We start from the raw sequence: 12,985 nt of genomic DNA, 5'->3' as shown, positions 1-12,985 counted from the left end.
CGATCTCCACGGACGTCCACAGTCAGTCATCTTCCACCGGTCAGTCTCTCCGGCCTGTCTCCGTCACCACGGTAGCGCCACGTCCCGGCCCCTGTTCATACCGGAACCACCAGCGGATCACCGGCGACCGGGTGGCCGGGTGGCCGGGTGGCCGAGGATACGGACCTGACGACCTAGACTTGGTGGCCATCTGGAGCTCCGACCCCACAGACTGACGGGAGAACCCCGGTGACTCATCCCACCGACTCCGGCAAGACCGCCGCAGCCCTGCGCTACCTGCGTGCCCGCATCACCTCCGGAGAATGGACACTGAACTCACGGATCCCCCGGGAGCATGAGCTCATGGTCGCCATCGGAGTGGGCAAGTCCACCTTGCGCGAGGCGGTACGGTCGCTGACCAGCCTCGGAATGCTGGAGCCGATCCGCGGTGTCGGCACGTTCGTTCGTTCCAGGACACCGGTCAACTCGGTCATCGCCGACTACATCGCGGACTTCCCCGTCGCGGACATTCTCGGCTACCGCAGGTCCCTCGAGATCGAGAGTGCGCGGCAGGCCGCCGTGAACCGGTCAGAGGAACAGCTGCAGACCCTCACCGCCCTGCTCGACGACAGCCGCAACGCCGGTGCGGAAAGCACGCTGCCGTTCAGTCACGCCCGGGCCCCGGGCAGTTTCCACCACACCGTGGTCGAGGCGTCCGGAAATCTTCTCCTGCTGAACATGTACACGTGCACCATCGCCGCGGTGAGACGCCACCGGCAGAGCGGAGACCTGCAGGCACCGGACCTTCCGCAGCTGCGCAGGGAGGACCATTCGGTGATCCTCCGGGCGATCAGGGACCGGGACCCGGACGCCGCCGCTGCCGCCATGGCCGCCCACGTCTCACACGACATCACCCCCGGCCCCGGTGCCGTCGGGCCTACGGGGTGACCGGGAGGTCGCGCAGGTCCTTGCGGAGGATCTTGCCGGTGCCGGACTTCGGGATCACGTCGATGACCTCGACCATCCGGATCTTCTTGTACGGCGCCACCCGTGCCGCGACCCACTCCATCAGCGCGTCCCCGTCAACGGTGACCGGGGTGCCGGACGCGTCGACCTGGGGGACGACGAACGCCCGGGGGATCTCCTCACCGTCCTCCGGCCGGAAGAAGCCGACGACGGCGGCGTCCGCGACAGAGTCGTGGGTCATCAGCAGTGCCTCAAGCTCCGCCGGGGCGACCTGGTAGCCCTTGTACTTGATGAGTTCCTTCGCCCTGTCGACCACGTACACATTGCCCTGGTGGTCGTAGCGCACGATGTCTCCGGTGCGCAGCCAGCCGTCGCGCAGCAGTGTGACCTCGGTGGCCTCCTCGTTGTCGAGGTAGCCGAGCATCACCTGGGGACCGCGGACCCACATCTCCCCCGGCCTGGACAGTCCGGACTCCTGCGCCGGCGGGAGGATCTCGGAGAAGTCCGGGTCGGTGAGGTCCACCACCTTGCACTCGGTGTTCGCCACGGGCAGACCGATGGAGGCCAGGGGTGTGACACCCCGGGAGGACACGTGGGTCACCGGTGACGCCTCGGTCATGCCGAACCCCTGGAGGACTTTCACCCCCAGCCGCTTCTCCACCGCTGCGGCAAGGTTCTCGTCGAGGGCGGCAGCCCCGGAGAGCACGGTGGTGAGTGAGGAGATGTCGTAGTCATCGACCAGCGGATGCTTTGCGAGGACCACGGCGATCGGGGGTGCGACAAAGGTGAAGTCGATGTTGTGCCTCTGGTGCAGTTCGAGGAAGGTCGGCAGGTCGAACGAAGGCATCGTGACCAGGTGGGTCCTGTTGTGCAGCGAGGAGTTGAGCAGGACGTTCATCCCGTAGATGTGGAAGAACGGCAGGACGGCCATGATCACCGAGTCCCGGGTCTGCCCGTTGTCCATGAGCAGCGGACTGATCTGCACGATATTCGCCACCAGGTTGCGGTGACTGAGCCGGACTCCTTTGGGAACCCCGGTCGTGCCCGAGGAGAAGGGCAGGACCGCGATGTGGGTGGCGGGGTCGAAGTCGACCTGGGGTGCGGGGTGGCCCTCCGACAGCAGGGACGCCAGTCCCCGCTCCCCGTCCGCCAGGTCGATCACCCGGTCAGTGTCGAGACCGGCCTGTTCCGCCCCCTGGGCCCCGGCCGGGCCGAGCAGTCCGACGGTGAGCATGAGGGACGCCCCGGAGACGGTGACCTGCCGGGCGACATCCCCTGCCGTGGCCAGGGCGCCGACAGTGGTGACGGTCGCCCCCGCCCGCATGATGCCGTGGAAGGCGACGACGAAGGCGAGGGAGTTGGGTGCGTGGAGGGCCACGACGTCCCCGACTCCGACGCCCCGGTGCGCCAGGGCGCCGGCGAAGGCGTCGACACGGTCTCTCAGCTCCCCGAAGGTGACGGAGGTGCCGGTGGCGGAGTCGGTGACGGCGGTACGCGCGGCGTCCTGCGGGGTCAGGTCGGCGAACAGGAGGTCGTATACACCGACCCCGGGGATCTCGACGGGGCGGTGCGGGCTGGTGACGGGCACGGCGGGCTCCTTGGGTGACTGGCGGGAGAGAACTGACGGGACTTTCCGTTGTGAAATGACACTAGCCTGTCCCGCACCCCCGCGTCCGAATTTCGGTTCAGATTCCGGGGGTCAGCCGAAGGTACGCAGAGGGTGCCCGCCTTTCCCGTCCTGTCGGTCGAGGTGGGCGTGCTCGTTGAGCGAGCGCAGCCTCATCCCGGGTCCTGCCTCCGGCGTCACCCCGATCGTGGTCACCGACCCGTTGAGCACGGTCATCAGCAGGGTCGTCCACCGGACTCCGGGGAGCATCTCGGCGACGCAGGCGGCGATCGGTCCACCTGAACTGACCACCACCAGCGCACCGGTGTCCGCCGCAGTGCGGGCGGCGTCCTGCAGCCCGGCGCGGACGGACCCGGGCATCACAGGCCGGACGCGCCCAGCGGGCCGAGCGTCGGCGCGCCGACATTCTCTCCGCCGCGCGTACCGTGTTTCTCCGCGACGGCTACCATGACGCCAAGCTCACCGGTGTGGCCCGGGAGGCGGGGTGTTCGGTGGGGACGCTCTACACCTACTTCACCGACCGGGACGCCCTGCTCGCCGCGGTGCTCTCCGAGGTCGAGGAGGAGATGAGGGCCGCCGGGCGGCCGGCAGCCCCGGAGGACGGCAGGCCCGTGTCCCCTGCGGCGCAGATCAGTGCGACCAACCGCGCATACCTGGCCTCCTACCGGCGCAACCGGGCGATCATGGCGTTGATGGAACAGGTCGCGCAGGCCGACGAGAGCTTCGGACGCCAGCGGCTGCTGCGGGCGGACGGTTTCATCGACCGCAACTCCCGGGCGCTGCAGCGTCTCGTGGACGCCGGGGAGATCGCCCTGGACGATCCCGAGATGACGGCGACGGCACTGTCGGCGGCGGTCTCGCGCCTTGCCTACGTCGCCTGGGTTGACGGCAGATTCCCCGACACCGACGAGGTTTTCGAGCGTATGTGCTCCACCGCCGACCGTATCTGGCTGGGAACTCTGGGCCTTTCTCCCGATTCGGTGAAATGAATCACAGTTCACAGTAGTGTGGTGCCATGACCACCTACGACTTCACCGGCCGCACCGCCGTCGTCACCGGCGGATCCCGCGGCATCGGTTACGCCACCGCAGCCCTCCTCGCCGCCTCCGGGGCGGACGTCATCCTCACCGCACGGGACGCCGCCCGCGCCGACGACGCCGCCCGGACAATCACCGACTCCCTCCCCGACAGTGCCGGCAGCGTCACCGGAACCGCCGCCCACGCCGCAGACCCGGCCGCCGCCCGCGCAGTGTGCGACACCGCCGTCGACACCACAGGACGCCTCGACATCCTCGTCAACAACGCCGGAACCAACCCCGCCTACGGCCCCGTCACCGACCAGGACCCGGCCCTGGTCGCCAAGGTCTTCGAGATCAACACCACCGCACCCGCCGTGTGGACCGCCGCAGCCCTGGCCGCAGGGCTCGGCACCGTCGGCACTGGCGCCGTGGTCAACATCGCCTCCATCGGCGCACTGACCATGGAGGACGGCATCGGCGTCTACAACGCCTCGAAAGCCGCCCTGGTGCACCTCACCCGGCAGATGGCCCGGGAACTCGGCCCCCGGGTCCGGGTGAACTCCGTGTGCCCGGGAGTGGTCCGCACCCGACTGTCCGAGGCGCTGTGGAGAGACCACGAGGACACCGTCACAGCTGTCACACCCCTGGCACGGATCGGCGAACCCTCCGACATCGCCGACGCCGTGGCCTTCCTCGCCGCCCCCTCCACTTCGTGGATCACCGGCGCAAACCTCGTCGTCGACGGCGGGCAGCTCGTCGGCACCGTCGGACACTAGAGCGCCCACCCCGACAACCGGCACCCCGGGAGAACAGCATGGATTTCGCGAACACCGACCGCAGCACCGACTACCAGAACCGCCTCACCGCATTCATGGACGAATGCGTCTACCCCGCAGAACCGGTCGCCGAGGAACAGATCCGGGCCTCCGGAGACCCCCACCACTTCCCCGCCGTCCTCGGCGAACTCAAAGAGGAGGCGAAGAACCGTGGCCTGTGGAACCTGTTCCACCCCCACGCAGGAGACGGGGTCCCCGCACTGACCAACACCGAGTACGCGCCCCTGGCAGAGATCATGGGACGCAGCATCGGCCTGGCCCCCGAAGCGTGCAACTGCAACGCCCCGGACACCGGGAACATGGAGATCCTCGAACTCTACGGCACCGACGAACACCGCCGCCGGTACCTGACCCCCCTCCTGCGCGGCGAGATACGCTCCGCGTTCTGCATGACAGAGCCCGGGGTAGCCTCCTCCGACGCCACGAACATCGCCATGGACTTCCGCAGGGTCGACGGCGGCTACCGTCTCACCGGTCGGAAATGGTTCAGCTCCAATGCGATGCACCCGAACCTGGGCGTCCTCATCGTGATGGGCAAGACCAGCCCGGACGCCGACCGGCACCTCCAGCAGTCCATGCTCGTCGTCCCCGCCGACGCACCGGGGGTGACCGTGGTCCGCAACCTCCCGGTCTTCGGCTACCACGACCGTGAAGGCCACGCCGTGATCCGGTTCGAGGACGTCTTCGTACCGGACTCCGACATCCTCGGCGGCGAAGGCGCGGGCTTCCGCATCTCCCAGGACCGTCTCGGCCCCGGACGCATCCACCACTGCATGCGGTCCATCGGCATCGCCGAACGTGCCCTCGACCTGATGTGCCGACGGGCGATGTCGCGGACCACCTTCGGACGCCGCCTGTCGGACCGGGACAACATCCGCGACTGGATCGCCGAAGCGAGGATCAGCATAGAATCCGCCCGACTGCTGACCATGAAAGCGGCATGGATGATGGACACCGTCGGCAACAAGGCCGCCAGACAGGAGATCGCCGCGATCAAGGTCCTGGCGCCTCGGACGGCCCTGCGGATCGTCGACCGGGCCATCCAGGTGTTCGGCGGGGAAGGCGTCACCGACGACACACCCCTGGCGCAGATGTACGCCGGACTGCGGACCCTGAGACTCGCCGACGGCCCTGACGAAGTGCACCTGATGACCATCGCCCGGACCGAACTACGGCGTCACCGGACCGACGATGGCGGGGTAGCGCGATGAACACGACCACCGCCTTCGACACCGCCGAACTGACCACCTGGCTGGCTTCCCTGTCCTCGTCACCTGACCTGCACGGCCCGGTGATCAGTGACCGGCACGGCCCGGTCACCCTCACCCGCATCGGGGCCGGACAGTCCAACCTCACCTTCCTCGCCGCCGACGGGGACGGACACCGGGTGGTGGTGCGGCGTCCTCCCCTGGGCCGGCTCACCGCCTCCGCCCACGACGTCCTCCGCGAAGGACGGATCATGGCCTCCCTGGCGGGCAGCGGCGTGCCGGTGCCGGAGATCTACGGGGCCACCACCACCGCCGGCGGTGTTCCCGTCATCGCCATGTCCGTCGTCCCCGGCACCTCGCTGAACTCGAGGGACGCCGCGGCCGGACTGTCACCCCGGGCACGTGCCGCCGCCGCCGAGGGACTGGTGGACGCCATGGTCGCCGTCCACGCCGTCGACCTGGACCGCACCGGCCTGTCCACTCTGGCCTCCCACGAACCCTACGCACCACGACAGCTGCGGCGGTGGTCACGGCAGTGGGAGAAGACGAAGACCAGGGAACTTCCCCCGCTGGACGCACTGACCGCCCGACTCCGGGACGCTGTCCCGGACCAGTCCGAGACCGTCCTCGTCCACGGTGACCTCCACCTGGGGAACATCATCGTCGACCCCGGCACCGGGACGGTGAACGCCGTGGTCGACTGGGAGCTGGCCACCCTGGGTGACCCGTTGGCGGACATCGGTTCACTGCTGGCGTACTGGCCCACACCCACCGGGCCGAACCTGCCCGGATTCGACGCCGCGCTCTCCGACGGTTTCCCCGGCCATGCTGAACTTGCTGACCGCTATCTCTCGGCCACCGGACGGTCGCGGACCGCACTGGATTTCTGGCACGTCCTCGGACTGTGGAAGGTCGCCGTGATCGTGGAGGGGGTGGTCCGTCGGGTCGGCGACAGGCCGGAGAACGCACCCACCTCCGGCGCCCCCACCACAGAACTGGTCGACCTGCTGGTGTCGAAGGCGACCGGGATCGCCGACGCGGTGGGCCTGTAGTCTGCTGCGGTGGCGGTCGCAGGCGCGGTTACACTGGATGTCCGCCATCGTACGAAGACTTTCCGTCGAGAGCCGGAGGACCTTGTGACAGATCCGAGACCGAACCCGCCGTACCACGGGGTGCACGACCTTGCCCGACCCCGGGAACAGGACAGCACACAGGACAGGACACAGGACAGCACACAGGACAGGACTCCGGGCGGGAAGCTGGACGGGAAGCTGGACAGCCGGCCGGACGGGCACCGGGATTCGCGGGATCAGGAGCCCGACGACGGTGACGGAGGCCTGTCGACGATCATCGTGGGGGTTGTCATCGGAGTTGTCGTGGTGGCGGTCGTCATCGCGGTGATGTTCCTCATGGCACTGTCCGGCAGCGACGACGGCTCCAGCGCGGACGGCGCCGGCGCCACCGAGATCATCCTGCCGGAGCGGTCAACGCTTCCCTGAACCTGGCGAAGACCGTCTCCGGGTCGAGACCCGTGAGGATCCTGGCGTTGGCGGGACGTCCCCAGTACGGCCCCGTTGCCGGCTCTGTATTCCTCGCACCCTGAAGACCGCCCTGTATGCAGGGGTCGGGGCCCGTGCCGGCACAACGCCCGTCACCCTGGGCCGTCGCGCCCGTCCAGTCCGCGACCGTGGTCCCGCGCACCAGATCGTCACCGAGGGCGACCCGTACCGTGGCGTCCCGGAACTCCGCCGGCACCGCCGAACACAGGACGGTCGCTGCCGCGAGATCATGTATCTGGGCGACGTAGCCGACCCCGACCGACCGGTGGAACTCCATGTAGAAGCGCAGCAGTTCATCCAGGAGGACGCCCACCTCCGCCGGAGCCGCCGCAGTCCACTCCTCCAGGCGCTGCGGGGTGAGCAGGACAGTTTCGGTGACGTTCAGCGGGCAGATCTGCGGCAACGGTGCGGACGCGGGCCAGTTGTCCAGGCAGTACGCCAGTGCATGCGGGTCAGACCAGGCGTTCCACTCCGCGGTCGGAGTGGTGTTGCCCGGGTACAGGAATGCCCCGCACATCAGGGTGACCCGGGTGCCCCGCAGTACCTCCGGTCGGTGTTCGACCGCCCACGCGAGATTCGTCGCGGGACCGGCGACGAGGATCCGGTCCGGGGACGCCGCCTCCCACGCGGCCACTGCGTCCCCGGGGTCCCCGGTGCCCTCCGCCTCCCCGGTACCTGTGGCAGGGGAGGCGGGAATGCGGTATCCGAGTCCGCCGGGGCCGTGGGTCTCCGGTGTCGTCGTCAACGGGAGAACCCGGGGACGCCCCGCCCCGACAGTCACCGGAACCTCCGGGACACCCGCGACCTGCAGCACCTCCCGCGAGTTACGGGCGGCGGTGGCGGCGGTGGTGTTGCCGGCGACCGTGGTGACGTGGAGGTCGATCTCCTTCCGCCGGTGCAGGGACGCCAGCCAGAGGAGTGCGAGAGCGTCGTCGATCCCCGTGTCCACGTCGGCGACGAGGGTGTACGGGAGCTCCGGCGCCGCGGCTCCGGCAGTCCGTGGGTCAGTCCGTGGGTCAGTCACAGAATCAGTCATTGTCGACCAGCTCCCATCCGCGGTCGAGGAAGTCGCTCTCGGGTTCATCTATCCAGGCGTGGATCAGCGTTTCGGCGTCCTCCCGGGTGTCCACGATCCTACGGAAGTAATGTTCCTCGCCGAAACCGTGTCCCCACATCACGCTCCACTTGGTGCCCAGGTGGCGGCTGACGGTGATGTAGTCGCCCTGGACGATCCGGTCGGAGACCTGGAACCAGTTGAGGTCCTCGTCGTAGTTCATCGGCACCGCGACGTGCACCTCCTGCTCGCCGACCTCGAGAATGTTCCCGGTCGAGTCCGAGAGCTGCCACCGCGACGACCCGTCCGGGACGGTGCCCTCGGAGATGTCCTCCCAGTCCCGGCCGAGAAGTGCCCCGGTGTCCCCGGTCAGGTACTCCACGAGCAGCTCGATGACGTCGTCGACGGTGGTACCCGGGGTGGTCAGGGAGAAACGCCTGTTCTCGGAGAGCCGGTGGATGATCCAGCTGTTCTCCCCGATTCCGACCTGCACCTCCGACACCCCGGGGACCGGCGGGCCGACAGCCCGGCCGGACGGTTCCACGGAGAGGACGAACCCTTCGACGCCGGCGAAGACGGCAGCCTCCAGGGTCGACCGCAGGGACTCCGGTGTCGCCGAGAGGACGACACCGCCACCGCGCACGCTGACCCGGCAGTCTGTGACAGGACCGGAGGCGTTGACCCACACCGTGCCGTTCTCCTCCAGCATGCACAGGCCCAGGGAGGACGCCTTGACCAGGAGATCGACGAAAGTGTCGTCGTGGACGTGGGCCACCAGGGGGACGGTCACCGACAGCATCCGTCCACGGGGGCGGACGGGAAAGGGGTCCAGGTCCATGTACATGTCCGCCGGAGGATTGTCGGGGTCGTCGGCCGCACGGACGGCGCGACGGTTCATCCAGTCGGCGAAATTGTCCAGCACCTCGGGAACTGCGTCCCGGTCGGCGGCAGGATCCCGGGCATAGGAGTTGAAGTCCTCTGCCGCGAGTTCGAAGTCGCGGGAGGTGCGGAACTGGCCGGGGTCGTCGTCGAAGTCCGCGGCGAGGAAGAAGTGGACGGTCACCGGGCTTTCGTCGGCGTCGGTGGAATCACCGTCGTCGTCGGGGACGATGCCCGGGCGGTTCCAGTCCCGGCCCAGGAACTCCGCGGCGTCCCCGTCGATGAAGTTCCCCACCACCCGTACCACCTCCTCGACTCCGTCGACTGTGACCTCGAGCTCGGGGTCGGGCCCCCCGGTGGCGTGGCTGACCACCCAGAGACGGTCGCGCAGGTGGACGGCGTGGACGAGGTGGACGCCGGGCACCGGCGACAGGCTCCCGTCGACCGGCTCCACCGTGACCGACGGGGACCCGCCCTCTTCCTCGCACCTGGAGATGTCCCTTTTCAGCAGGTCACCGACTGTCCGACGGTCCACGTGCGTGGTGATGCGGTCGTGTGAGTCCCACATGAGGCAGTCGGTCGCCGGGCCGGTCGCATTGACGAGGATCTCCCCCACCGCACCGGCGACCAGGTCGAAGGTGGTCAGGCAGAACCGGTGGTCGACAGCCATGGCGACAAGTTCTGCCCTGCTCTCGGGCGGGAACTCCTCTCCCGCGAGAATTCCGGTGTCCGCGGGGACTGCGTGGTCGAACAGTCCCAGGACGCCGGGCAGGTCGAGAATGTCCTCCGCCAGTTCCCGGAGGTGCCGGGCCTCGTCCCCGTCAGGAACCCCGGGTGCCCCGCGCAGGTACTCCGGCGGACACCACGCCGCACCGTCGCCCACTGCGGATGGCGCTACGAGGAGAAAGGCGTTGTCCAAGGGGTCCATGTGGACACGCTAACAAACGACACGGAACGGGACCTGCCGGCTGAGTCCACCCGTTCCCCCCAGTCTGTGTCCCCTGCCTGTGGCCCCCGCCCGTGGCCGGCGTCCGTCACATCATCAGTTCCGCTGAGGCGTCACTCCACCGGTGCGCCAGGAAAGACGCGGAGTCGCCGGACGCGTACTCGGCGAGGACCGTGGTGATACTGTCCAGCGCATTGCCCGCGTCAATCTCCCCGTCGTCGAGCCGGTAGTGCCTGTTGGCGGTACGGTACTCGACCACCCAGCCCGCACCCGTCAGTGCGGCCTGCACGTACCGGACCCCGGGTACAGGAGCTGTCGAATCATCCCCGTTGACCTCCAGGACCACGAAAGGGATGCCCTGGTCTGCCCGTCGACGACGGTCGACGTCCTCCCCCAGGACGGCGAGGATGCTCGCCCGGTCGACATGGGTGGTGACCGTGTCCAGTGAGTCACGCATCCGCAGGCCGGAATCTCCTCCGGTGGGGTTGACCCACACCTGTTCCATGTCATCGACCATGCAGACACCGAGTTCGGCCGCCTTGAACTGGAAGTGGCGTCCGGTCACCTCCGCGGTGGAGAACGGGACCGCTATGTGCAGGACGCCGCATTCCGGGGTGACCGGGTACTCCGAGACGGACAGGAACCGGAACGCGGGGGGCAGGTTCGGGTCGTGAGCCCCCAGGTCGGCGTGGTGGTTGACCCACCCTGCGAGGTCGATGATCTGTGCCGGGGCGTTCGCTGCAGCTTCATCCCAGGTGGGCGGTTCCTTCTGCCCGAGGTCCACGGTGGTTGCCGTGTCGGCGGCCTCCAGGGTGTTCATGTGCTCGTTCGCCAGGGAGAGCAGGGCATTGTCCGGCAGGTACCCGTCCGGAGTACCTGTATCCGGAGAGGGGACGAAGAATAGGAAGCCGAAGCTCACGGGGAATGCTCCTGGGGTGTCGGAGGGGTGGATGACCGGTTCGGGGGGTATCCGCTCATACTAAGGTGTGACTGCTCTCACCGTCCCCGGGTTCGCAGGCAGGAACCACTGCCGGGGGTAGGCGCGGGGGTCCGGTACACTGCCGCACCATGAAAGCAGCCGTCGCCCGGACGCCGGGCCCCCTCGCCGGCTCCGTGTCCGTCCTCACCGTCGACGGACCCGGGCCACCCCGCCCCGGTGAGGTGCGCATCCGTATGACGGCGACGACGGTCAACCCCTCGGATGCGGTGACGGTGTCCGGGGCGTACCCGTCGCGGACGGTATTCCCCTTCGTCCCCGGTTTCGAAGGTGTCGGTGTCGTCGAGGACGACCGCGGGGCCGCCCACAGCGGCAGCTCCCTGGAAGGACGCCGCGTCCTTCCTCTGGGCGGCCCCGGGTGCTGGCAGCAGCTCAGGAACGTCGGACGCGACTGGTGCGTCCCGGTGCCCGACGACCTCGACGACGCCACCGCCTGTTTCTCCTACATCAACCCCCTCACCGCCTCACTCATGGTCGACCGGTTCTGCACCCGGCCCGCCGCCGGCCGGGCACCGGGGACGCCACCGACCGTCGTCGTCACCGCCGCAGGTTCCGCCATTGCCGGGCACCTGGCCGAACTGCTCACCGAACTGCCGCTCACCCACCCCGGCCTGGCCCCGGTCCGCCCCGTGGGCCTGGTCCGCCGGGCTGCCGGTCATTCCCCGCCGGTCGCCGATCCGTCCCGGTGGAGCAGGATCGTGGGCACCGCCGTACCCGGGTGGAGGACCCGTCTGCGCTCGGCCGTCGGACCGGACGGTGCGGACATCGTCCTGGACTGCGTCGGCGGATCTCTGGGATCCGACCTCACGGACATTCTGGCACCCGGTGGCGTCCTCGTCCTCTACGGACTGCTGTCGGGAAGACCACTCCCCCCGGCCTGTTTCGACGGACGGCGGGGTACCAGGGTCGAGATGTTCCGCCTGCGTGACACTGTCCACTCCCTGCCCCGGTCACAGCTGGCCCCGCTCTTCGGACCGGTGTTCGCTCTGCAGCGCCGTGGCCTGCTGCGTACTGCGGTCGCGACCCGGGTGGGCCTGTCGCGCCTGACGGAGGCGCTGGACGCCGGAACCACCGGACCGGGGAAGCTGCTCATCGACCCGTGGTCGTGACGCCGTCCTCTGCGGCAGGGTTGTCCCGGTCGGGGCCGTCCCGGTCGGGCGGGGACTGTTGCACCCCCGCCCCGGAGGCCGGGACGACAAGCACCGCGGCAGCTATCGGCGCGCTCAGCTCGGCGACCCTCTCGCCGTGCCTGACCCTCATCAGGCCCGTCGCCGACATCTCCACCTCCACAACCAGGGTGGTGCCGAGGCCGATGCCGCGTCCGGACAGGAAGCGGAGAATGTCAGTGTTCATGTCCGAGACCCGGACAACCTGCACGCTGTCCCCTGACACGCAGGAGGACAGCACCACCGCGGAAGGTTCACCCGCCTGTCCCGGCCGGGGAATCGGATCACCGTGCGGGTCCACCGCAGGGTGTCCCAGAATCTCGTCCAACCGACCGATAAGCCGCTCCGAGACGACATGTTCCAGCCGGTCGGCCTCGTCGAGGACCTCGTCCCACTCCACACCGAGCTGCCGGACCAGGAACGTCTCTATGATGCGGCGTCGCCTCACCACGTGCAGCGCAATCTTCTCCCCCTCCCCGGTCAGGGCGATCGCACCGTAGGGCTCGTAGTCGATCAACTGCCTGCCGGCCAGTTTCTTCAGGTTCGCCGAGACCGTGGAAGGTGTCACCCCGAGCGCTGCGGCGAGACTGCCGGTCGTCGGCCTGCGCTGTACGTCGGGCCAGTCGCGGGACTGCCAGATCAACCTCAGGTAGTCCTCTGTGACCCGTGTGACATCCGCTGTCACGGTAATCGTCCCACCTTCCGGTCGTCCACGTCTTCACCTGTCCACGTCTTCACCTGTCCGCCCG

General features: G+C 68.7%; 13 protein-coding genes. 7 read left to right on the top strand and 6 right to left on the bottom strand.

Annotated features, from left to right (window positions below):
• The first annotated feature begins 228 nt into the window (after nt 1-228).
• The gene (locus BN3906_RS07600; protein ID WP_066586733.1) at nt 229-927 is read left to right on the top strand and encodes a FadR/GntR family transcriptional regulator; all 699 of its coding nucleotides are present in this window, start codon (nt 229-231) and stop codon (nt 925-927) included.
• Here the strand turns inward: BN3906_RS07600 and BN3906_RS07595 are convergent.
• Both BN3906_RS07595 and BN3906_RS07590 read right to left on the bottom strand, forming a co-directional pair.
• The gene (locus tag BN3906_RS07595) at nt 917-2,533 is read right to left on the bottom strand and encodes an AMP-binding protein (protein WP_066586732.1); all 1,617 of its coding nucleotides are present in this window, start codon (nt 2,531-2,533) and stop codon (nt 917-919) included. The two genes, BN3906_RS07600 and BN3906_RS07595, sit on opposite strands and share 11 nt — an antisense overlap.
• Before the next feature lie 111 nt (nt 2,534-2,644).
• On the bottom strand, nt 2,645-2,932 hold the full coding sequence (locus BN3906_RS07590) for a histidine phosphatase family protein (protein ID WP_066586730.1): 288 nt from the start codon (nt 2,930-2,932) through the stop codon (nt 2,645-2,647).
• Nucleotides 2,933-2,976: 44 nt separating this feature from the next.
• Between BN3906_RS07590 and BN3906_RS07585 the strand changes: the two genes are divergently transcribed.
• The 5 genes from BN3906_RS07585 to BN3906_RS07565 all read left to right on the top strand — a co-directional run bounded on the left by BN3906_RS07585 (nt 2,977) and on the right by BN3906_RS07565 (nt 7,134).
• Nucleotides 2,977-3,561, top strand: a complete 585-nt coding sequence (locus tag BN3906_RS07585; RefSeq protein WP_078057271.1) for a TetR/AcrR family transcriptional regulator — start codon at nt 2,977-2,979, stop codon at nt 3,559-3,561.
• Nucleotides 3,562-3,587: 26 nt separating this feature from the next.
• The gene (locus BN3906_RS07580) at nt 3,588-4,367 is read left to right on the top strand and encodes an SDR family oxidoreductase (RefSeq protein WP_066586727.1); all 780 of its coding nucleotides are present in this window, start codon (nt 3,588-3,590) and stop codon (nt 4,365-4,367) included.
• A 38-nt stretch (nt 4,368-4,405) separates the two neighbouring features.
• A complete protein-coding gene (locus BN3906_RS07575; protein ID WP_066586724.1) occupies nt 4,406-5,638 on the top strand; it encodes an acyl-CoA dehydrogenase family protein in 1,233 nt (410 codons plus the stop codon).
• Nucleotides 5,635-6,687, top strand: coding sequence for a phosphotransferase family protein (locus BN3906_RS07570; RefSeq protein ID WP_066586721.1), 1,053 nt, complete (start codon nt 5,635-5,637; stop codon nt 6,685-6,687). Before BN3906_RS07575 ends, BN3906_RS07570 begins: the two co-directional genes overlap by 4 nt.
• Nucleotides 6,688-6,771: 84 nt before the next feature.
• Nucleotides 6,772-7,134 carry a hypothetical protein gene (locus BN3906_RS07565; RefSeq protein ID WP_066586714.1) on the top strand — a complete coding sequence of 121 codons (363 nt, stop codon included), beginning with the start codon at nt 6,772-6,774 and terminating at the stop codon, nt 7,132-7,134.
• On the opposite strand, the gene BN3906_RS07560 is transcribed toward BN3906_RS07565, so the two are convergent.
• From BN3906_RS07560 to BN3906_RS07550, 3 genes are all read right to left on the bottom strand, one after another.
• On the bottom strand, nt 7,103-8,230 hold the full coding sequence (locus tag BN3906_RS07560; RefSeq protein ID WP_078057270.1) for a nucleoside hydrolase: 1,128 nt from the start codon (nt 8,228-8,230) through the stop codon (nt 7,103-7,105). The genes BN3906_RS07565 and BN3906_RS07560 overlap by 32 nt on opposite strands.
• Entirely contained in the window at nt 8,223-10,055 is a 1,833-nt protein-coding gene (locus BN3906_RS07555; RefSeq protein WP_066586712.1) for a hypothetical protein, read from the bottom strand. The genes BN3906_RS07560 and BN3906_RS07555 overlap by 8 nt, the downstream gene beginning before the upstream one ends.
• Nucleotides 10,056-10,161: 106 nt before the next feature.
• Entirely contained in the window at nt 10,162-10,992 is an 831-nt protein-coding gene (locus BN3906_RS07550; RefSeq protein WP_066586710.1) for a hypothetical protein, read from the bottom strand.
• Nucleotides 10,993-11,141: 149 nt separating this feature from the next.
• Here BN3906_RS07550 and BN3906_RS07545 point away from each other — a divergent pair, with 149 nt between their 5' ends.
• Nucleotides 11,142-12,179: a zinc-dependent alcohol dehydrogenase family protein gene (locus BN3906_RS07545; protein ID WP_066586707.1), complete on the top strand. Its 1,038-nt coding sequence runs from the start codon at nt 11,142-11,144 to the stop codon at nt 12,177-12,179.
• On the opposite strand, the gene BN3906_RS07540 is transcribed toward BN3906_RS07545, so the two are convergent.
• Nucleotides 12,160-12,921 carry a metal-dependent transcriptional regulator gene (locus BN3906_RS07540; RefSeq protein ID WP_066586705.1) on the bottom strand — a complete coding sequence of 254 codons (762 nt, stop codon included), beginning with the start codon at nt 12,919-12,921 and terminating at the stop codon, nt 12,160-12,162. The genes BN3906_RS07545 and BN3906_RS07540 overlap by 20 nt on opposite strands.
• Nucleotides 12,922-12,985 lie beyond the last annotated feature (64 nt).

Source organism: Corynebacterium provencense (genome assembly GCA_900049755.1).
Taxonomy (GTDB): domain Bacteria; phylum Actinomycetota; class Actinomycetes; order Mycobacteriales; family Mycobacteriaceae; genus Corynebacterium; species Corynebacterium neomassiliense.
The sequence above is the reverse complement of the archived record's forward strand: the minus strand, read 5'-3'. Positions and strand labels throughout refer to the sequence as shown.